Source organism: Mucilaginibacter sp. PAMB04274 (assembly GCF_039634385.2).
Taxonomy (GTDB): Bacteria; Bacteroidota; Bacteroidia; order Sphingobacteriales; family Sphingobacteriaceae; genus Mucilaginibacter.
The window spans coordinates 3,148,414-3,168,698 of record NZ_CP155081.2; the positions used below are offsets into that span (position 1 = coordinate 3,148,414).

General features: G+C 42.4%; 28 protein-coding genes. 14 read left to right on the top strand and 14 right to left on the bottom strand.

Going from position 1 to position 20,285, the window contains the following annotated elements; genetic code table 11:
* Position 1: 1 nt before the first annotated feature.
* Positions 2 to 247, bottom strand: coding sequence for a hypothetical protein (locus ABDD95_RS13150; protein ID WP_345947789.1), 246 nt, complete (start codon positions 245 to 247; stop codon positions 2 to 4).
* Between the two features lie 461 nt (positions 248 to 708).
* Between ABDD95_RS13150 and ABDD95_RS13155 the strand changes: the two genes are divergently transcribed.
* Positions 709 to 1,626 (top strand): glycosyltransferase family A protein, encoded by a 918-nt coding sequence (locus ABDD95_RS13155; RefSeq protein WP_345947790.1) that lies wholly within the window; start codon positions 709 to 711, stop codon positions 1,624 to 1,626.
* Between the two features lie 50 nt (positions 1,627 to 1,676).
* On the opposite strand, the gene ABDD95_RS13160 is transcribed toward ABDD95_RS13155, so the two are convergent.
* Positions 1,677 to 1,928: a hypothetical protein gene (locus ABDD95_RS13160; protein ID WP_345947791.1), complete on the bottom strand. Its 252-nt coding sequence runs from the start codon at positions 1,926 to 1,928 to the stop codon at positions 1,677 to 1,679.
* Positions 1,929 to 2,061: 133 nt separating this feature from the next.
* Between ABDD95_RS13160 and ABDD95_RS13165 the strand changes: the two genes are divergently transcribed.
* The 5 genes from ABDD95_RS13165 (at position 2,062) to ABDD95_RS13185 (ending at position 5,068) form a co-directional block, all read left to right on the top strand.
* The gene (locus ABDD95_RS13165; protein ID WP_345947792.1) at positions 2,062 to 2,424 is read left to right on the top strand and encodes a hypothetical protein; all 363 of its coding nucleotides are present in this window, start codon (positions 2,062 to 2,064) and stop codon (positions 2,422 to 2,424) included.
* Positions 2,425 to 2,550: 126 nt separating this feature from the next.
* On the top strand, positions 2,551 to 2,784 hold the full coding sequence (locus ABDD95_RS13170) for a hypothetical protein (RefSeq protein WP_345947793.1): 234 nt from the start codon (positions 2,551 to 2,553) through the stop codon (positions 2,782 to 2,784).
* A 167-nt stretch (positions 2,785 to 2,951) separates the two neighbouring features.
* Positions 2,952 to 3,308: a hypothetical protein gene (locus ABDD95_RS13175; RefSeq protein WP_345947794.1), complete on the top strand. Its 357-nt coding sequence runs from the start codon at positions 2,952 to 2,954 to the stop codon at positions 3,306 to 3,308.
* 92 nt (positions 3,309 to 3,400) lie between these two features.
* A complete protein-coding gene (locus tag ABDD95_RS13180) occupies positions 3,401 to 4,261 on the top strand; it encodes an aldo/keto reductase (protein ID WP_345947795.1) in 861 nt (286 codons plus the stop codon).
* A gap of 72 nt (positions 4,262 to 4,333) precedes the next feature.
* Positions 4,334 to 5,068, top strand: a complete 735-nt coding sequence (locus ABDD95_RS13185; protein WP_345947796.1) for an SDR family NAD(P)-dependent oxidoreductase — start codon at positions 4,334 to 4,336, stop codon at positions 5,066 to 5,068.
* Positions 5,069 to 5,227: 159 nt separating this feature from the next.
* On the opposite strand, the gene ABDD95_RS13190 is transcribed toward ABDD95_RS13185, so the two are convergent.
* The gene (locus ABDD95_RS13190; protein WP_345947797.1) at positions 5,228 to 5,518 is read right to left on the bottom strand and encodes a YciI family protein; all 291 of its coding nucleotides are present in this window, start codon (positions 5,516 to 5,518) and stop codon (positions 5,228 to 5,230) included.
* Between the two features lie 135 nt (positions 5,519 to 5,653).
* Between ABDD95_RS13190 and ABDD95_RS13195 the strand changes: the two genes are divergently transcribed.
* The 6 genes from ABDD95_RS13195 (at position 5,654) to ABDD95_RS13220 (ending at position 9,700) form a co-directional block, all read left to right on the top strand.
* Complete coding sequence (locus tag ABDD95_RS13195; protein ID WP_345947798.1) at positions 5,654 to 6,814, top strand: galactokinase; 1,161 nt, start codon at positions 5,654 to 5,656, stop codon at positions 6,812 to 6,814.
* A gap of 139 nt (positions 6,815 to 6,953) precedes the next feature.
* Positions 6,954 to 7,484, top strand: coding sequence for an RNA methyltransferase (locus ABDD95_RS13200; RefSeq protein ID WP_345947799.1), 531 nt, complete (start codon positions 6,954 to 6,956; stop codon positions 7,482 to 7,484).
* A gap of 4 nt (positions 7,485 to 7,488) precedes the next feature.
* Positions 7,489 to 8,148: a YdeI/OmpD-associated family protein gene (locus ABDD95_RS13205; RefSeq protein WP_345947800.1), complete on the top strand. Its 660-nt coding sequence runs from the start codon at positions 7,489 to 7,491 to the stop codon at positions 8,146 to 8,148.
* Positions 8,149 to 8,199: 51 nt separating this feature from the next.
* A complete protein-coding gene (locus ABDD95_RS13210; protein WP_345947801.1) occupies positions 8,200 to 8,412 on the top strand; it encodes a hypothetical protein in 213 nt (70 codons plus the stop codon).
* Positions 8,413 to 8,657: 245 nt separating this feature from the next.
* Positions 8,658 to 9,377: a pirin family protein gene (locus ABDD95_RS13215; RefSeq protein ID WP_345947802.1), complete on the top strand. Its 720-nt coding sequence runs from the start codon at positions 8,658 to 8,660 to the stop codon at positions 9,375 to 9,377.
* 5 nt (positions 9,378 to 9,382) lie between these two features.
* Positions 9,383 to 9,700 (top strand): hypothetical protein, encoded by a 318-nt coding sequence (locus tag ABDD95_RS13220; protein WP_345947803.1) that lies wholly within the window; start codon positions 9,383 to 9,385, stop codon positions 9,698 to 9,700.
* Between the two features lie 67 nt (positions 9,701 to 9,767).
* Here the strand turns inward: ABDD95_RS13220 and ABDD95_RS13225 are convergent, their stop codons facing one another.
* The 4 genes from ABDD95_RS13225 to ABDD95_RS13240 form a co-directional block, all read right to left on the bottom strand.
* Positions 9,768 to 10,286, bottom strand: coding sequence for a GNAT family N-acetyltransferase (locus tag ABDD95_RS13225; RefSeq protein WP_345947804.1), 519 nt, complete (start codon positions 10,284 to 10,286; stop codon positions 9,768 to 9,770).
* Between the two features lie 139 nt (positions 10,287 to 10,425).
* Positions 10,426 to 11,226: an SDR family oxidoreductase gene (locus ABDD95_RS13230; protein WP_345947805.1), complete on the bottom strand. Its 801-nt coding sequence runs from the start codon at positions 11,224 to 11,226 to the stop codon at positions 10,426 to 10,428.
* Between the two features lie 85 nt (positions 11,227 to 11,311).
* On the bottom strand, positions 11,312 to 11,536 hold the full coding sequence (locus ABDD95_RS13235) for a hypothetical protein (RefSeq protein ID WP_345947806.1): 225 nt from the start codon (positions 11,534 to 11,536) through the stop codon (positions 11,312 to 11,314).
* A 195-nt stretch (positions 11,537 to 11,731) separates the two neighbouring features.
* Entirely contained in the window at positions 11,732 to 12,067 is a 336-nt protein-coding gene (locus ABDD95_RS13240; protein ID WP_345947807.1) for a cupin domain-containing protein, read from the bottom strand.
* A 178-nt stretch (positions 12,068 to 12,245) separates the two neighbouring features.
* Between ABDD95_RS13240 and trxA the strand changes: the two genes are divergently transcribed.
* Positions 12,246 to 12,542 (top strand): thioredoxin, encoded by a 297-nt coding sequence (gene trxA, locus ABDD95_RS13245; RefSeq protein ID WP_345947808.1) that lies wholly within the window; start codon positions 12,246 to 12,248, stop codon positions 12,540 to 12,542.
* Between the two features lie 40 nt (positions 12,543 to 12,582).
* On the opposite strand, the gene ABDD95_RS13250 is transcribed toward trxA, so the two are convergent.
* From ABDD95_RS13250 to yihA, 7 genes are all read right to left on the bottom strand, one after another.
* Positions 12,583 to 13,047, bottom strand: coding sequence for a DUF2147 domain-containing protein (locus tag ABDD95_RS13250; protein ID WP_345947809.1), 465 nt, complete (start codon positions 13,045 to 13,047; stop codon positions 12,583 to 12,585).
* 96 nt (positions 13,048 to 13,143) lie between these two features.
* Entirely contained in the window at positions 13,144 to 14,538 is a 1,395-nt protein-coding gene (locus ABDD95_RS13255; RefSeq protein WP_345947810.1) for a DNA/RNA non-specific endonuclease, read from the bottom strand.
* Positions 14,539 to 14,676: 138 nt separating this feature from the next.
* Positions 14,677 to 16,377, bottom strand: a complete 1,701-nt coding sequence (locus ABDD95_RS13260) for a M3 family oligoendopeptidase (RefSeq protein WP_345952107.1) — start codon at positions 16,375 to 16,377, stop codon at positions 14,677 to 14,679.
* Positions 16,378 to 16,521: 144 nt separating this feature from the next.
* The gene (locus tag ABDD95_RS13265; protein ID WP_345947811.1) at positions 16,522 to 17,457 is read right to left on the bottom strand and encodes an NAD-dependent epimerase/dehydratase family protein; all 936 of its coding nucleotides are present in this window, start codon (positions 17,455 to 17,457) and stop codon (positions 16,522 to 16,524) included.
* 80 nt (positions 17,458 to 17,537) lie between these two features.
* Positions 17,538 to 18,146: a Crp/Fnr family transcriptional regulator gene (locus tag ABDD95_RS13270; RefSeq protein WP_345947812.1), complete on the bottom strand. Its 609-nt coding sequence runs from the start codon at positions 18,144 to 18,146 to the stop codon at positions 17,538 to 17,540.
* Positions 18,134 to 18,988, bottom strand: a complete 855-nt coding sequence (locus ABDD95_RS13275) for a UbiA-like polyprenyltransferase (RefSeq protein ID WP_345947813.1) — start codon at positions 18,986 to 18,988, stop codon at positions 18,134 to 18,136. The genes ABDD95_RS13270 and ABDD95_RS13275 overlap by 13 nt, the downstream gene beginning before the upstream one ends.
* An 89-nt stretch (positions 18,989 to 19,077) precedes the next feature.
* Complete coding sequence (gene yihA / locus ABDD95_RS13280) at positions 19,078 to 19,686, bottom strand: ribosome biogenesis GTP-binding protein YihA/YsxC (RefSeq protein WP_345947814.1); 609 nt, start codon at positions 19,684 to 19,686, stop codon at positions 19,078 to 19,080.
* Positions 19,687 to 19,743: 57 nt separating this feature from the next.
* Between yihA and ABDD95_RS13285 the strand changes: the two genes are divergently transcribed.
* Positions 19,744 to 20,235 carry a VOC family protein gene (locus ABDD95_RS13285; RefSeq protein WP_345947815.1) on the top strand — a complete coding sequence of 164 codons (492 nt, stop codon included), beginning with the start codon at positions 19,744 to 19,746 and terminating at the stop codon, positions 20,233 to 20,235.
* Positions 20,236 to 20,285 lie beyond the last annotated feature (50 nt).

The window sequence follows — 20,285 nt, forward strand, 5'->3', positions numbered from 1 at the left end:
GTTACTGCTTATTGCGGATACGGTTAAATGATTTTTTGAGCAGGTATCTGATCTTTAACCGTGTTTCGGTTGGACAATCTTCTTCAAAAACCAATTTCGGCACAATACTGCGTGTAGAGCTTACCACCGGATACGGTGGATGCTGTACTTTAAAGTGCTCAGCATAGTTATACTGCTCAACCTGGCTTGCATTGTTTACCAACTCTGCAAAATGCCACAATCTTTCATAAAAGGCATTCATATTCATATCTCAGCTATATTTAACTGTAAATGAGCAATATCTGCGCCACTTACGCCATATGGAAATAACAATCTCTCCACACGTTATAAACAAATTTAACTATGATTATCAACATTTTAGATGTTGTTAACTTTTTTATTAGATAAGGTGCATAATGTGCTTTGAAGCATCTAAAAGCAATATCTTGAAGCTAATTTCGGCTGGAAAATTAAACCCCACAAGGCAGTTATTCACATTTTCGGCCAACAACAATTGGTATATCAGGGCAATTTTTTAATGTTAACATACTGTTAATCAAGTCCAAATTTACGGCACTGCACTTAAATTCATTCAACCCAGACCTATCAATACTTAAATGTTTCAACTACGGGCCAAATGATAATTGCGTTGTGCTATTTAACGCAATAATGCTTTCTAAATAGTAAACCATAACACATAACCACTACTTTTGAGCTTTTAATTAACGCATGCAAACTCCGGCTGTTACCGTTATTATTCCCAATTATAATCATCACAAATTTTTGCGTGAGCGAATAGAGAGCGTCCTTAATCAATCGTATACCAACTTTGAGGTAATGATTATGGATGACTGCTCTACCGACAACAGCCGGCAACTCATTGAGAAGTACCGCACCCACCCGAAGGTTACACAGATTGTATATAACCAGCAAAACTCAGGCTCTACCTTTAAGCAGTGGAACAAGGGTGTTGATATGGCACACAGCGAACTGATATGGATTGCAGAATCGGATGATGTGGCCCACCCCGATCTGCTCCAAACACTGGTTCCTCCAATGCTTAACAACGCCAATCTGGTACTTAGCTATTGCCAGTCGTTGCGTATAAACGCTGAAAGCGAAGTTTTCGCCAACTGGTTATTTAAAACGGACGATCTGGATAAAGACCTTTTCAGGCGGGATTTTATTATGAGCGGACAGGAATATACCGACCGTTTTTTAATTTATCGTAATACTATACCCAATGCAAGTGCGGTGGTATTTCGTAAAAAAACCTATCAAAAGGTTGGTGGTGCAGATGCCAATATCAAATACGTTGCCGATTGGCTAACCTGGCTTAAGATTTTAAACGAGGGCAGCCTTTTCTACAGTGCCCAAATGCTTAACAGCTTCAGGTATGTAGAGAGTGGTGGCGTCATTCATTCATCTGGTGCACATCGCACATTTTATTACCAATATGACCTTATTATGCGCTTTGCTTACAAAGCCTTTTTACGGTCTTTACAGCAGCTACCAAACGCTTTATATCAAAAAAATTTGCGGCTGTTAAGGAAGGAGTCGCGCAAGGAGTTTAAGTTTCTGTTGCGGAAGGGATTTTACTTGAGGAGCCTGTTCTATTTAAAGCAAGCCGCATTGACCAGGCAATAATTTTTACTATTACTGCCTGGTAACTAAAAACGGCAAACATCTTTAACCACTTAGGTTGATGGTCCTTTGTTTTCCCAGTGATCTTTAATCACGCTGCCATCGGGCCCTAACTTTAACCGGCGGGCAAAGCGCTCACCTTTAATGTTGCCGTGCTCATCCTTCTTGCCCATAAAAAGCAAAATAGGCCGGCCAGCCTCATCGGTTTTAAAAGCCATATCATAACGTTTAAACGGCATCTCAACCATGGTTGAAGGCTCGTAAGTTTTACTAAGTACTTTAATTACTTCCTCTCCAAGTTTCATAGCTATAATTTAGTATTGTTATATTTAACTCGCGCCAAAAAATACTGTTTTTACTTTTTTCTTATTTTAACCTTTAGGTAATTAAAGTTTAGCTATTTTGGACAAAACATTTGTTTATTAACCTTTAATAGTCATGAAAGCATTATTTTATAGTGGGATTCTGCTGGCAACAAGCGTTGCGGCTTATGCACAAAAGTCGCAGGTGCCCGACGTCCAGCCCATCATAAAAAACCGGATTAATACCGTGTATTCTCATCGTATACCGGCATACACGGTCATACAATCGGCCGGCAAGCAGTACAATATCGCGCCTGATGGTTTGAAGTTAATGAAGGCCGAATGGGTTACTACCACCAAAGTACTCAAAGATAGTGCATCAACAGCGCCGTATGGTGCAGCCGGAAAAAAAGGCGTGAGCGTTTGTGTTCTGGATGATTCAGACCATCCGGAGGCGTTTAAAAAACTGAAACCATGGCTTACGCCACTTAAAAGCTAGCAGGTAATAGCATGCCAAATACGTTTATGTACACGGCCATTAACACAAAAAGGTTTGAATACATTACTTAAAATTAAAACAAAGCTTGTTCTTTGGAGTTTAGCCTTAAACTAAACTTAAATTATTATGGCTAAGGCGAAAAACGACAAAGCAGCGTCAGGTGGTATCACCGCATATTCTGTAAAAACAAAAACTAAAAATGTTCCGATGGTTGACCCGGTGATTGACGTGAAATCGGGTCGTTACATAGCCACCGGTAAAGATGCAGATGGCAACAAAATGGCCGCTATTATGAGCAAGGCTACAGCCGAAGAGCACATTGAAAAAGGTAACGCCAAAAAAGGCACGGGCTGGAGTTAATTAAAAATTCCAACTAGCAAGAATTTGAATTAAATCTTACCTCTTTTAGGAAACTTACCTTTAAATTTTAAAGTAGCCTTGCAGTAAATGTAAGGCTACTTTCGTTATATTAACTTTTAGTTAAACACATTCCATTATCAGGTGTTATTCCATTAAATAACACTACAATGGAAAAACCAATTTCGCGCCAGGCACACGGCGCCATCGATTATGCTTACGGTGCAGTTGTAGCTATGCTGCCTGAACTATTGGATTTCAAAGAGGAAAAAAAAGCGGTGACGCTTTGCCGCGTATTGGCCGGCGGTGCACTGGCTTATAGTTTGCTCACCAAAGCCGAGTGGGGAGTTATTAAGGTACTCCCATTTAAGAAACATCTGCTTATCGATTTTACCACCAGCTTATTTGCCTTAGGTGCCCCATGGTTACTTGGCTTTTCTCATAACGAAAAAGCCCGTAATGCCGTTATTGGCGTTGGGTTAGCAGGCTTATCTGCTTCAACACTTACACAGGCCGAAGACATGTAAGCGGCTCTATTGCTAATTATGATACCGGCATGATAAAGCAAGGTGAACATAGCCTTGCATATTGTGTTATAAAAGCACATTAATAATATAAAATGGCAAATACTGTTTCGTTCGAAAAAACATTTCAACTTGGCGGCGATTTAAATATAAACCGCTTGGGCTATGGCGCAATGCGCATTACCGGTGATGGCATTTGGGGCCCGCCTAAAGATCATGAGGAATCCATTCGTGTTTTAAAACGCGCTGTTGAGCTTGGTGTTAATTTTATTGACACTGCCGATAGTTATGGACCAAATGTATCTGAGGAATTAATTGCTGAGGCTTTATACCCTTATACAGATGACCTGGTTATAGGCACCAAAGGCGGTTTATTACGCACCGGCCCAAATGAGTGGCCAATAGATGCCAGCCCTGCCCATTTACAAGAAGTACTGGAAGGCAGCTTAAAACGCCTGAAACTGGAACGTATTGATTTGTACCAATTGCACCGAATAGATCCTAAAGTACCTGCCGAAGAAACTTTTTCATTTTTGCAAAAAGTACAGCAGGAAGGCAAAGTAAGGCATATCGGCCTTTCGGAAGTAAGCGTTGATGACATTATAAAGGCACAGGAATTTTTTGAGGTAGTTTCGGTACAGAATATGTACAGCGTGGATAACCGCAAATGGGAAGATGTATTGCAGTACTGCAAAGACCATAACATTGCTTTTATACCATGGTACCCATTAAGCGCCGGCAATGTAAAGAGCCAGGCGGTGCTACAACGTATAGCCGAGGACCACAGCGCCACTGCCCACCAGGTTGCTTTAAGCTGGTTGTTGCATCATGCTAACAACATTCTGCTCATTCCGGGCACTTCAAAAGTAACACACCTTGAGGATAACATGAGAGCACTTGACATACAGCTCACCGAAGCTGATATGCAGGATCTGGATACTATATCACAAGGATAATCAAATACGTCCATAAACTTTTAGCCCGTTAGCATTGTTTAAACTAACGGGCTTTTTTAATTCTACAAAATTATGCAGCTAACACACAATACTATATTGATCACGGGCGGCACCTCGGGCATTGGTCTGGCTTTTGCCAAGGAGTTTAAGTCGCGTGAGAATACCGTTATTATCTGCGGGCGGCGTGAGGATCGTTTAAACGAAATTACGGTTCAGCACCCGGGCATTATAACGCGTGTTTGCGACGTGGCCGATGCCCAACAACGTGAAGAACTAGTGCAATGGCTGGTTACCAATTATCCCGATGTAAATGTGCTTGTTAATAATGCAGGCATACAACTGCTAACCGACCTTACCCAACCCTGCGATCTGGAACGTGTACGTTCAGAAATCGAAACTAATTTGGTGGCCCCTATTCACCTGGCCTCATTAATGGCGCCGCATCTACGCGATAAGAATGGTGCCGCCATCATCAATATATCATCTGGTTTAGCGTTCGCCCCACTTGCTTTTATGCCAGTGTATTGTGCTACTAAAGCGGCAGTACATTCCATCTCTCTATCGTTAAGGCATCAGCTGAAAGATACGCACATTAAAGTTTTTGAGATTGCGCCACCTGCGGTAGATACCGAACTGGGCCATGACCGCCGAGAAGATAAAAACGAATCGCACGGCGGTATGCCCGTTGATGAATTTATTGCCGGCGCCATTGATGCCCTTCAAAACGATATTTATGAAGTCGCTATTGGCCAGGCCGAACATTTGCGTGCTAAACGCGAGGGCATGTTTGAGGTAATGAACAATTAAGCAGTTACGTTAAACCCTCCCATGTAGGGAGGGCTAAATACTTGTGCGTATTAATGTAGAATCTGTCATTTCAAAAGCCACCTGAAATTTGGTTGGAGCAGTAAATGTGAACATGATATCTCATTAGTATTCGAGACCAAATTGTAATAGAACAAACCCTTACACTATTGCCTGCTTAAATGGTTTCACGTCTATAGTCTCCCAAACTTTGCCTGTTACATAAGGATCATTGTTTTGCCAGGCTTCCATTTGTTCGTCGTTTTCAAATTGAACCATCATTACCGAGCCTATCATATGGCCTTCATCGTTAAGTATGGCGCCGCCTGCTATGTAATTGCCGTTCTCTTTCAATTCTTTTACTTTATCGAGGTGATGCGGGCGCACATCCATACGACGTCCTAGAGCGTCGGCATCTGTAAAATCATAAGCTGTTAAAACGTACTGTTTCATATTTTAAATTTGTTGGTATTGCGTAAGACGTTAATAGTAACGGTTTATGTTGTTATGCTCAAACCTAACAAACTAAATATATATAAGCTTAAATAAAATCCTTATTTATTAAGAGCTTTTATATTTTTGCTTACCATGACAATAGACCAACTGAAACAGCAATTTGAGATCTTATTTAACCAACAGGCATTAGAGAGTTACTTTTGCCCTGGTCGTGTTAACCTTATTGGCGAACATATTGATTACAACGGCGGCCTGGTAATGCCCTGCGCCATCAACTTTGGCACATGGATGCTACTAGCACCTAATGAAGACAATGTTTTTAGGTTCAGAAGTGTAAACTTTGAGGAGTTTTACGAAACAGGTGTACAAACCGCTTATCAAAAAACCGGTCGCGAGTGGTATAACTACCCACTGGGTGTGTTGCACCATTTTGTTTCTGATAACAAAACTGTTAAAGGCCTCGATGTACTGTATTATGGCAATGTGCCAATCGGTTCGGGCCTGTCATCATCAGCATCTATTGAAATTGCTACAGCTTACGCATTTAACCAGTATTTTAAATCGGGTTACAGCAAGCTGGAATTGGTTAAAATGGCAAAATCGGTCGAAAATAACTTTATTGGTTTAAGCAGCGGCATTATGGATCAATTTGCCGTAGCGTTTGGCGAGGAGCATAAAGCCCTGATGCTTAACTGTGATACACTGGAGTATGAGGCAGTAGATGCAAACCTGGCCGATAATGTGCTGGCGATAATTAACACCAATAAACCCCGTAAACTGGCCGAATCAAAATACAACGAACGTGTACAGGAATGCCAACAAGCGCTTGAGGCTTTGCAACAGGAATTAAAGATTGCCAACCTTTGCGATATAGACACGGATACATATAAGCAGTATGAGCACTTGATAACCAATGAGGTGGTGCAAAAACGCGCACGCCACGTAATTGCAGAGAATGACCGGGTAAAACTAGCTGCCAAAGCACTCGCGCAGCATAATCTTGCCGAGTTTGGCCGCTTGATGTATGCCTCGCACCACTCTCTACAGCACGATTATGAAGTAAGCGGTGCTGAGCTTGACGCCGTAGTAGAATACAGCCGTACCGATACTAATGTGGTAGGCGCCCGTATGACAGGCGCCGGCTTTGGCGGCTGCGCCATTGCCATTGTAAAAGCCGATGCGTTTGAGGACTACCGCGAAAAAGTAATAAACTACTACACCGAAAAAATAGGCTATGCCCCATCGGTTTACGCAACAACGATCAGCGATGGTGTGCACGAATTAATTGATTAGTTATTGGTTAACTGAGGCGAATTGACTCAAGCTGCTACTTGAGTCTTTCGTTCATTTTCTCAACTGGTAGTTTTTATAACAAACCTGATTCAACCAGTAAATGAGCGGACCAATGAGCTAAAAGCTTACCTTTGTAGCTATGCGCAAACTGAAATTAGATGAACTGAACCGGGTATCGGTAGAAGAATTTAAAGGGCAGGATAAATTACCTGTTGCCATTGTGCTGGATAGCGTACGCAGCATGCACAATGTGGGTTCTATCTTCCGTACAGGTGATGGTTTTGCAGTTGAGCATATTTGTTTGTGCGGTATAACCGGTCAGCCGCCACACCGCGAAATTGAAAAGACCGCCCTGGGGGCTACGCAGTCTGTGGACTGGACTTACCATAACAATGCAACTGAGGCCGTTGATGAACTACGCCAACTGGGTTATACCATTGTAGCCGTTGAGCAGGCCGAAAATAGCGTGATGCTGAACGAATACCATCCTGAACCCAACCAAAAGTATGCACTTATTTTTGGTAATGAGGTAAATGGTGTAAGCGAAGAAGTGATGGCTAAAATTGATACCTGTCTTGAAATTCCGCAGTTTGGCACTAAGCACTCATTTAATATAGTGGTATCGGCCGGTATTGTACTGTGGGACTTTTTTGCCAAGCTTAAATTATGATTGTATGAGTGCTGTCGCCAAAAAGTTACTGATGAAATCTGGCCAGCATTGGCTGTTGTACAACGCGCCCAATAACTATTTACCCGTGCTCGAACCATTGCCCGAAAGTGTGCAGGTGAGCTATGTAGCTCAGGGCAGTTTCCATGGCATTCAACTGTTTGTATTAAACAGCGCCGAACTTGCCGCAGCTCTTCAGCAAATAGTGCCTTTACTAAAAGCAGAAACCATCTTTTGGATCATTTACCCAAAGAAAAGCTCAGGCATAGCTACCGACCTTGCCATGATGAGCAACTGGGCAGAGCCCGAAAAGCATGGCCTGGGCAGTGTAGCTGCCGCTGCTATCGATGCAACCTGGACGGCCTTGCGCTTTAGGCCCAAAGTACAATCCAAAGTATCGCCCACACGCAACAGTGAACTAAGCGCTAATGAATTTGGCGCTTACATTGATGCGATCAGTAAAACGGTAACCCTCCCTCCCGATGTTGAAACAGCGCTTAAAGATCAACCGGCTGCGCTCAACCACCTCATGAGCCTTTCATACTCTAACAAGAAAGAATATGTGTTATGGATTGTTACCGCCAAACAGGAGAAAACACGTACAGAAAGGCTTAATAAAATGATTGAAAAGCTACTTAGCGGAAAGAAAAATCCGTCTGAAAAGTAATTACCGGCTCCTTAAGCGTCAACTTTATGGCGGCAGTGCTGTTATATAAAGATGACAGCACGATTTATTGAAGTTACCGACAAAAATAACCGCCCGGCTATTATCAATGTGAATAATATAACCTCGGTTGTAGTGTATACCAACCCCGACGAAGAAGTACACATCTACGTTATTGGTGACCGCGAATCCTATGTAACCGTAAAGGAGTCTTATGCAGAAATTAAACAAAAGATTCTAACTGTAGTTGGCGGACCAGTCTTTTAGTAAGCCACGTTTGCTTTCACAAAAGGATGACTTGAAGTTAGAGTTTACCAATGCCGCGTAAAAGGTGCGGCTGAATAAGCGGCGGCAAAGATGGAATTTGGATAACCGGGTGCATTTACGCTCCTTCCTAACTTCTAAATAACATGAATATGCCCTCGTTGAGTTGAACCTGCATAAAACTTAACCTACATTAAGTGTATGGGCTATTGCTACCAATACCTTTGTATTACAAAACATATTTAACTATGACAACTACTGTTTTACATAAGGCTAATGGCCGGGGGCACGCAAATCATGGTTGGTTAGACAGCCACCATACATTTAGTTTTGGCAGTTACTATAACCCCGAAGCGATGAACTTTGGTGCGCTTCGCGTTTTAAACGATGACGTGGTGAGTGGTGGCAGGGGCTTTGGCCGTCATCCGCATGATAATATGGAAATCATCTCCATTCCACTGGATGGTGACTTACAGCATCAGGACAGCATGGGTAACACAGCCATTATTCGCAAAGGTGATATTCAGGCTATGAGTGCTGGCACTGGCATATACCATAGTGAAATGAATGCTAATGAAAATGAGAAAGCCAAATTTTTGCAAATATGGATATATCCGAATCAGAAAAACGTTGAACCGCGTTATGACCAGCTTACCTTAAATTTGAATGACCGGCATAACCGCTTACAACAAGTGCTTTCGCCAAATGAAGGTGATGAAGGCATTTGGATATACCAGAACGCTTGGTTCCATATGGGTAAACTGGATAAGGACTTCAAAACTACCTACCAACTTAAAGGCGGCGCAAACAATGGCGTATATGCATTTGTACTCAATGGCGATGTACGCATCAATAATCAGTTACTTAACACCCGCGACGGTTTTGGGCTATGGGATACAAACAGCATAGACATTCTTGCTGAAAGCGATGCTGAGATTCTGTTGATGGAAGTACCGATGACTTTTTAAAAATTATGGACAAGGTGAAGATTTTGGCAGTAGGCCGGCACGAAGAAATATTACAAACCGTGGTACGTTTAGTTAACAACAATCCGGAATGGGAGGGTGTGGGCGCCGTAACCGACAAAGATGCCGTACAGCAATTTGACCACCAAGTGATTGATGTGATATTGCTTTGCGGAGGCATTGAGCCGGAATCAGAATCCAACCTCCGCGCCTATTTTACTGCGCACCGCCCTGCTGTTACCATTATACAACACTATGGTGGCGGCAGCGGGCTGTTAACAGCAGAAATATATGAAGCCTTGCGTAGAAAGAGCCAAACGCTGTAAACATGCGGTTCTTGCCTCTAAAAACTTAAATGAAACGCACTTCAAACTTATGTCCTGTTCTAAGCTTTTAACTCTGCACAACAAGTTTCTCCATAATCATTAGTTCTACCGGTACTTTAGCAACACTATTGTGCGTTACTAGGGGCATGGTTTCGCCGGTAGCTATGTAGCCCCGGCGCTTGTACCAACTTATCAGTTCCAGCCGGCTGGTTATTACAGATATTTTTATAGCTTGGCAACCCAATTTGCGGGCATGGTCATCTGCTGCGGCCAACAGTTGCCGCCCAATACCTGCCGCCTGCAATAACGGATTTACCGTGAGCATACCCAGGTACAGCTTGTTATTCTTTACTTGTTCCAGGTATACAAAACCAACAATTTCATCTATCTCATTAGTGCATTTCAGCAGCGTTATTTCCGGGCGGGTGAAATAACCGCTCATTTCATTTTCGTCTATACGTATCCCTTCCAACAGGTGGCTTTCACTGGTCCAGCCTCTTGTTGAGGTTTCTCCGCGATAAGCGCTATTTACAAGAGCAACAATTTCGGGTACATCGTTTAAATTAGCGTTTGTAATGTTGTGCATATCTATTTAAAGGGTGCAAACCTAACATTCTTTTATCTTGCCGGCAACTTACTACCCGTCGGGCTTTTGTAAAATAAAAACACCCTGAACCAGCTGTAAGGCCAATTCAGGGTGATATCACCGTAACTAAAAATTACAGTTAGTCGTTTTTATCAACAGGTTTCTGCTGTTCGTACATATTGTGGGCAACTGTACTATCAGGCATCATGTTGCTCATGCCTACCATCACTTTGTTTTTAAAACCCGAGATCACTTTGTCATCTCCAGCCATTAAGGCGTCAAAGCCATCCTTTGCTACCTCGGCCGGATCGCCCATTGAGGTATTCTCCTGCACAATTTTGCTTTCCTGCATTTCGGCTTTGTTAAAGAAGTCGGTATCAGTTGCGCCTGGTAACAACGCAGTAACCGTTATGTTAGTGTCGCGCAACTCCTCACGTATAGCCTCAGAGAATGAAAGTACGAAAGCTTTGGTACCGTGGTAAACCGATTGCCATGGGCCAGGTGTTTTGCTGGCTATAGAGGCTAACTGCAAAATTTTACCGTCGTTACGGGCAACCATATCCTGTAAAAAGCATTTGGTTAAAATGACCGTTGCACCAATATTGAGTTGTATAATATCAAGCTCACGGTTCAAGTCAGTATCTTTAAACTCCCCGTATAAACCCTGGCCGGCATCATTTACCAGTACATCCACCTGTATACCCTGAGCTTTTATTTCATCATAAACCGCAAAAGCTTCTTCGCGTTTAAACAGGTCTTTTGCCATTGTAATTACTTCAACTCCATTTTGGCGAAGTTGAGATGCACAATTGTTAAGCTCCTGCTCATTGCGGGCAACCAGAATAAGATTGTACTGTTCGCGTGCAAAAATCTTAGCAAGCTCATACCCAATGCCTGATGTACCACCGGTGATCAGCGCATATTTATTTGTGTTTGACATAGTAGTAGATTTAACTTTATTAATTATAAGTTAATAACACTAACTATGTCAAATGTTTTTAATATTTTGAAATTTAACGAAATGTTTACCTGTTTTTACGGGCTAAGGCACGTTTGATGATTTCGTCCCTTATTTGTGCGCACTTCTCATAACGCTCCAGTTGTACGTTTTCATCGAGCATAATTTCAAGTTCGTAAACAGATTTGCTGACAAATTCTAAATTAGCTGTAGTAAGGGATGCAAGTGGCTGAAAAAAGCCGTCGGCACTGTAAAATCCTACTGCCGACGCGGTTCTGTTGTTAGTTTCCATCGTCTGGTTAAATTAATTAAGGTAGGCTTAAGTTAACTAATCAGCAGATCAATTCCAAATTAAAATTTGAAAATTCAGTAAAACTAGGAAGTATGTTTCACTTATTTGAACTTATAAAGCTTTTTATTCGGGAAGCGTAGCTATAACACAACTATTCAAGGCATACCGGTTATAGGCTGGTCTGCCTTGAAAATTCTAGAGCTGTCTCAAATCTTCCCTTATAGGACTGAAGATATCCAGCAGCTTACACTTAGTGATTGCACGTCCGCCGTGTGGTACGTTAGGCGGAATAACAGCGAAGGTATTAGTGTCTAACACCTGCGGAACGCCGTTCACGATAAGTTCAAACTGGCCTTCGAGCACGAAAGCACATTGGTGGTGGGGATGTGTATGTATAGCCGAAACAGCACCCGCCTCAACTTCCAAAAAATTAAGGGTGTTAACTTCGGTATGAATAAGCTTTGCCATGTACCCTGGCGACATCTGCTTCGCTTCTATTTCGCTAAACTTTTTAAAAATTAAGGTGTCCATGTTAATTGATGTTGTTACCGGCAAAGATAGGTGGAAACAGAAAGAATAGCGTGTAGTTGACTTGTTTTGTTGTAAGCGTTGTTAGGAAGCCATTGTTTGAAGAATTAAGGTCAACGCAAAACGTATTTTTATCAGCACTGTTATACCTTATATATTTTACATCCTAAGTTAACTAAGCATGGCAACATTCTCAGACATAATCAACTCACCGCAACCTGTACTTGTCGATTTTTCGGCCGAGTGGTGCGGCCCATGTAAAATGATGGCTCCCATCCTGAAACAGGTAAAAGACGCCATGGGCGATCAGGTGAAAATTGTAAAGATAGATATTGATAAGAATCCAGCGTTGGCCGATAATTATCGCATACAGGGCGTGCCTACTTTGATTTTATTTAAAAACGGCGAAAATAAGTGGCGGCAAAGTGGTGTATTACAAGCAGGTCAGATACAGCAAATTATTCAACAATACCTATAGATAAAACCATTAAACGGCCTTTAAACAAGCACCTTATGTGTTACTGAACTTTATAAAAAGCCATGGTTTGGCCTATAAATTTAAAGTGCCAGTAGCCCGTAACTTTAAGTACGCCATCAGACGTCAGATATGCTGCTGAGTTCCACTTTTTGCCGCTTTGCGCATCGTATATGATGCCGTTTTCCCAACTATCGGTCTTCGGGCGGTACTCCAATTTTTCGAGTACGTTCATACCTATAAGCTTGCGGGTGCGTAAGGCTTTATCAGGATTTTTAAAATCAACCCTTGTTTCCATGGGCTTGGACGGATCGTCTGAATCGTCAAACCAAACCAGCTTGGCTTTGAAATCATCGTCCTCGCGGTACACCTGAACAATACAATTCTTTTTCTCCGATTGCCATCTGCCGCAGATTCTATCGCAAGGCGCAACAGTTTTATTCACTGCTTTGAGCGTTACCGATAAAATAATAAGCAAAAACAAACTCACACTAAATTTCCTTACCATAAACAATTGCCTTTTACAAGTTAATAAATTAACGCAGATAAAATGACAATTGTTTTACAATGAATTTTAGATCATGTTGCTATGACGATTAGCCAGCTACAGCCTAATGATGTATCCATCCTCAGGATTTATTCCGGCATCTTTACGGGTCTCAATTACATCCTGTACCCCTTTTGGTAATTTAGACAGCAAATTATAACCGGTAGCCTTCTCTATATCGCGCACGGTACACAGGTAATTAGTCCAGTTGGCGTTTACAGCATTATTGTTTGGCGTAATTACTGCTATAATGCGGGTGGATGCAGTAACTCGCTTAAGGTCATTGTTGCCGTTTGGTAAAACCAAAACCACTTTCCATATATAAGCCGGTACTGTTATGCGGCCGCTATCTATAGTAGTTTTAAAACCGCGCGTGCCATACCCCCCTTTGCCGTAATTGCCCATTATTACATAAACCTCGTTGCCCTGATTTACCAGATGGCGTTCATAGCTTTCTAAATTACCCCAGGTATGCTGGTTATTGGCTGGCGCTTGCGGTATCATATTCGTCATTAAAAAAGTTGCCGAATTAGCTTTGAGAGAATTGGTACGATCGGCTGATGGGCAATTATGGCCCCGCTCAAAACCACTGCCTATGTAGCTTGTACTTTGCACATGATACCACTTAGGTGGCAAGGTGTTATCGGGCCTAAAATCATTTACTCGTTTTATGCTGCCTAGCCATTCATCACCTACATACCAGCTTACCCAATTAGGACAACCTTTATCCCGATTATAACTTAACGTATAATAGGGTTTAGTAATTAAATAATTATTGGGCAATGAGATGCTGTTAACTGCATTGCTCGGGTTACCCAGCAGCAGGTGGCTATTGTCGCCAGCAACGGGTGTATCTGTGCCTAAACTTTGAGTCGAATCTGCTGAGGTAGTGATTGAGGACTTACCTCCCGAAGGATAAATAATCAAATCGTCAATATTAATACGGTTATTACCACCAGAGATTTTTACAACCTGAAACCGCACTTGCTTTTTAGTGTTCACAGTAAAACTTGCAGTTTGCAAACGGTGCTCCTTACTGGTTATATCCTCACCTACCTGCTGATACGTATGTCCACCATCAACAGACATTTGAAGTTGCCATGCCGATGCTTTGTTTTGCTGATAAGCGCCGTGCTTTATTGTAACCATAGAGGCGCCGTTTGCATCAAACTCCATCCTTAAAACACCCTTGTTCCGTATGCGTACAGACTGGTTGCCTGCTTTTGCATCCTTGCTGCCCGTTGCAATCAACGCATCATCCAGCAACCATGCCCCTTTGCCTAGTCTTACTTCGGCCTTGCTGTAACTACCCTTAGCGCCAGCCTCAAAATCTTCATTGATTATAGAAGAAGAAGCGACTGCTGCAGATTGATTTGCCGGCTGCTTGTTTTCATTACAGGCTGCAACAAAAAACAGAAAGCAAATGAGAAAATGCCAGATATATCGCTTCATTGTTACTTTAGGTGCTGGTAATTTAAATAAATAAATTAACGGAAAAGTTTGTCTCTCTTAAATAAAAAGACCTCAAGCATCTATTAGACTTTGCTTGAGGTCAGGAGGCCTAACATATTAAAATTTAATGTTATACCGTCATATTTTCTCTAACTCGCTTTTCACAAACTCGGCCAGTTCTTTAACGTAGTCGGCGCTAAAATCAAACTTTATACCAGCGGTTTCATATATCTCGGTTATAGTTTTAGTGTAGCCCAGCTTTAAGGCGTCAATATACTGTTGTAAACCTTTTTCGGGATTTTCTTTATAATTTTTCCAAACTGCTATAGCACCTAACTGGGCCATGCCGTACTCAATGTAATAAAACGGCACCTCAAAAATATGCAATTGTTTTTGCCAGAGGTTTGCTTCAGCATCAGAGTGTTCGCTCCAGTCTATAAAACCGGCACCAAAGCGCTCATAGATTTGAATCCAGGCATCCCGGCGTTGTGCATCGGTATGGTCGGGGTTGGTGTACAACCAGTGTTGAAATTGATCAACCACAGCCACCCAGGGAAGAGTTTTCAGCACATCAATCAATTGATCGCGTTTGGCGCGTTTAAGTTCCTCTTCATCACTAAAGTACACATCCCAATTATCCATCGAGATCAACTCCATTGACATGGAGGCCAGTTCGGCCACTTCGCTTGGACAATGTTTAAAATCATTAAGCTCCAAACCGGCGGTAAGAAAAGTATGCACCGCATGGCCACCTTCATGTACCATGGTGGTAAGATCGCGAAAGGTATTAGCAGAGTTCATGAAAATGAAAGGCGCGCCTGTTTCTGCCAGTGGGTAGTTATAACCGCCTGGGGCTTTACCTTTGCGACTTTCCACATCGAACAGGCCATTATCCTTCATGATGCTCAAACGTTCGCCCAGGTAAGGGCTAATGCGGTTAAAACACGCAATAGATTTATTAACCAGGTCTTCTCCGTTTTGAAAAGGTTTTAAAGCCGGCTTACCTGTAGTATCAACATCCATATCCCAGGGCTTAAGCGCGTCCAGTCCTAAAGCTTCCTGACGCTTGTGTGCCTGTTCACGCAGAATGGGCACTACAGCCGTTTCTATAGCCTCATGAAAGGCATAGCAGTCCTGCGGGGTATAATCAAAACGCCCCAGCGCCTGGAACATGTAATCTCTAAAATTTGCAAAATCGGCATTGCGGGCTACTTTATGGCGCAGCACAAGCAGCAGGTCGAATAGCTCATTAAGTGGTTGCTTATCCTGCAAACGGCGGTCGGTAATTTTCTCCCAAGCATTCTGTCTTTTGCTGCGGTCGGTATCTTTTAGTAAAGCGGCGGCTTGTTCTAATGTGAACTCCTTATCGCCTATGTGCACCGACATGGCACCGGTTATAGACTGGTACTTTTGCTGCTCCAACTGAATCTCCGTTTGTACCGGTATATTCTCTTCCCTAAACAGCTCAAGTGACTTTTTAATACTTCTCAAGTATATAAAGTATTTCTTCTCGTCTAGATTGTTAACAAATTCGCTATCAACTAGTTTCTTATTTAACTGATTATTATAAGGCGCTATTTTTGGTTCAATCTCAGTAGCGAAGTACTGAAAGTTTTGAAGCAGCTCTTCATTAGTTGTATCGCAGGTCATGCGGATGTAACGCCAGGCAAAATCTTCTTCCAAGGCAGCCTCCAACTCGCTACGGTCATGCAGCCATTGCTCCAGCTCTGCAACCGAATTTATTTGGCGGCTGCTCAGTTCCTGATAAAGCGGCTCTAAATTTTCCCATTTAATTTCCAGCTGTGCCGGAATGTATGTTCTTGCTTTTGCAGATATCATTTGTAAATAAGGCATATCTTTTATGACATGCAGCTTTACAAATGTGCAACTGTACAAAGGATTAAGCAAATGAATTAGAGATAATTTTAGTAACAGAAAATTCAAATCACATCCTAAATCACCAAAGTAAATTACGCCGCCAACTTATTGCTGCCTGAACAGAGTTTTTGACAAGTGTAATATACCGTCAGCATAAGGCGTGGGCTGCACGTTAAACGCTTTTTCAAACCTGGTTGAATCGAAAATATAATCGTGATCATACTGATAGTACATTTCTACAGTGCCTTGTATCACTTTGTTAAACATGCCTATCAATTGCAGCATCAGTTTATTTACCGTCATGTACCGCGGCTTTGTGCCGAATACAGATGCAGCAATTTCTAAAAAATCTAAGCCGGTTAAGGCTGGTGCCGTAGGCAGATGCCATATCTGGTTATCGTGTTCAGGGTGCTGACCTAAAAGAGCCATAGCCTTGCCGGCATCGGGTACGTAAGTGAAGCAGTGTTTAGTTTGCGCTTTGCCCAACCACATAGCTTTTTGGCTCTTTGCAAATTCGGCAAGCACCATGCTGTCTAAAAAGCTGTTCATACTTTCAGCACCATAAAAATCGGCGGCTCTACCAATGGTGGCCTGCAAGTTACCAGCCTTTGCCTCTTCCATTAGTTGAGTTGCTATACGCGCTCTTACTTCCCCTTTTTTGCTCACAGGGTTGTATGGCGTGCTTTCAAGCATAGGCCCGTTAACCAAACCATACATGTAAACATTGTCAAAAAAAATGAGTCGGGCGTTGTTCTCTTTAGCCGCATTGATAACATTTTGAGCAATAACAGGCCATTGTTGCTGCCATACGTCTTTATCGTAAACCAAGCCAGCACATAGGTAGATAACGCTCGATTCTTTGGTTGCTAACATTACTTCTGCAGCTTGCGTGAGATCGGCTTTATGCCACTGCACTTTGGGGTTGTGAGTGGCTACCGGCCTCCGGCTAACCAATCGTATGTTCTTAATTTGATTTAAACTGACTAGCTCGGTGGTAAGTGCATTGGCAATTGGTCCGCCTGCTCCTAAAATAGTGTGCATCTTTGGGTGTGTTTTAATTACTCAAAACTACCCCATGCCTGTCAGCTAAAACGTTAACAAAAGATAAGAAAAACCACCCGTTATTTCACAGTCTCAAAAATGCGCTTACGAATGCGTGAAAGCGAAACAGGTGTAATGCCTAAGAAATTGGCTAAGTAGTGCTGAGGTATGCGTTGAAGTATTCGGGAATTACTCTCGAGCAAGTCTATATACCGCTCTTCAGGTGTCTGCGTCACAAAGGCCTGTACGCGGTCCTCGTAACAACAAATAAGATACTCTGCTATCAGCCTGCCAAAGCGCTCCATCTTGTAGGCGGTTATTTTATTATCTACCAATTGCTGTACACTTTTATGGCTAAAAGTTAGCAGCACGGTATCTTCAAGCACTTGTATGTTGGTAAAACTTGGCTGCTGCTTTAAAAAGCTTTTGTAAGAGCTTACAAATTCATTATCGAGACAAAAGTAATTGGTTATCTCTGCACCATCTCTAACGTGAAAGAAGCGCACGCTGCCCGAAACGATAAAGCCTACATCCTTGCATACTTCGCCTTGGGTTACAAAAAAGTCCTTTTTATGGAGAATCTTTAAGTGCAGATGCCGCTTGAAAATATCCCACTCCTCATCCTCAAAAACAACCAGTTTATCCAGTTGCTTTTTAAATGCAGGCAAGTACTTTTCTATCGTATCCATAATCTGTCCAACAAAAAGAAAGCGGCAAACACTACGCTGGCTATTCCGTTGGTGGTCATGAACGCAAAGTTTACCCGGCTAAGGTCCTCAGGTTTAACCAAACGGTGCTGATAAACCAGCATAGTGCAATATACCAAAATACCGATATAGTAAGGAATACCCACTGTTGTAAAAAACGCAGGCAGTATCACAAATATAGCCGAGAGTACATGCAGAAAAGTAGACAAATTTAAAGCCCTCACCGTACCCAGTTTGCTGGGTATAGAGTGCAAGTTCTGGTTGCGGTCAAAATCCTCATCCTGCAAAGCATAAATAATATCAAAACCACTTACCCAGCATATTACAGCCAGCGAGAAGAAAATGGGCAGTACAGCGAAGTGACCGGTTACCACTAAATAAGCGCCTATAGGAGCCAGTGATAAGCCCAGGCCCAATACTAAATGACATAATGCTGTAAACCGTTTGGTAGCGCTGTAACCTAACACTACCAGCAACGCAACAGGTGAAAGGTAAAAGCACAGCCGGTTTATAAACCACGTAGCTAACATGAATAACGCGCAGTTAACTAAAGTAAAGGTTAAGGCGGCGGCTGGCGAAATACGCCCAGCCGGAATATCGCGCACTTTAGTGCGGGGGTTTTGCGCATCGATATCCCTGTCGAGATAACGGTTAAACGCCATGGCCGAGTTGCGGGCAAAAACCATACACAGCAACATGAGCACCAGCTTATGCCACTCAAAGGTATATTCGGTAGTGGTAACAGCTAAAAAAAAGCCTATAAAGGCAAACGGCATTGCAAATATGGTATGTGAAAACGTAACTAAAGAAAAGTATTTTTTCATTATTGTATTCAGTTATATCTTTCTTTAAAAGGCGGCACAGCCAAATTATTCTGTAAAGCTGTAGAGACCGATATATGCAGTAAGTTAACCTACCAGTTTTTAACAAAGGTCTTATTAACACTGTCAATAAAACCAAGCACTTCATCCTTGCCTAATTTATTTTCAGAAGAGGTAATGAAACATTGCGGTACTTCTTCGAATGTTTCACTTAACGCTTCTTTAAATTTAGCAACATTTTGTTCGGTTTTGAGGCCCGATTGCTTATCGGCTTTGGTAAACACTAATACAAAGGATAGGCCCTTTTCGCCCAACCAGTTGCAAAAAGCAAGGTCTATTTTCTGCGGCTCCAGCCTGCTATCAATTAGCACCAGCACGCACTGCAGGCTCTCGCGCTTGTCCAGGTAAGTGCGGATAAACTTATCCCAATCTTCTTTTTTACTTTTAGATATACGGGCATAGCCATAACCAGGTAAGTCTACCAAATACCACTCTTCGTTAATGTAAAAATGGTTTATAAGTTGCGTCTTACCGGGGGTTTGCGAGGTTTTAGCTAAACCTTTTTTACTGGTCAGCATATTTATTAAAGACGATTTGCCTACATTGGATCGACCAATAAAAGCATACTCGGGCTTCTCGGGTGGTGGCAGTTTTGATATTTGCGTATTACTGCAAATGAATTCAGCAGATTTGACAATCATGATACAAAGGTAACAGTTGTATCCTTTAAATTTGATGTTTAAACACATAAATGAGCTATGAATGACTATCAGATCCCTGCGCTTACCCGAATAGGCCACGTACATTTAAAAGTAAGTGACTTGCAACGCTCACTTGATTTTTATTGCGGCTTACTGGGTTTTGAATTGATGATGAAGTACGGCACCCAGGCGGCTTTTATATCGGCCGGCGGCTACCATCATCATATTGGGTTAAACACTTGGCATAGCCTGGGAGCAGGTCCTGCGCCCGAGCATGCACCCGGCTTATATCACACTGCCATACTCTATCCCGAACGTAAGGATTTAGCTGTCATATTTCAGCGATTGATTGACGCCAAGTACCAGCACATCACAGGCGCATCGGACCATGGTGTATCCGAAGCTATCTACTTAAACGATCCTGATCAGAATGGCGTGGAGCTCTATTGGGACCGCCCGAGAGAGCAATGGCCTAAAGATCAAGCCGGCGAACTGACCATGTTCACTAAAAGGCTTGACATTGAAGGATTGTTAAATGAGCTTAAGTAAATTAAACTTAAATTTTATTTAATCCTCGCAATGTGCTGTATTACAAAATT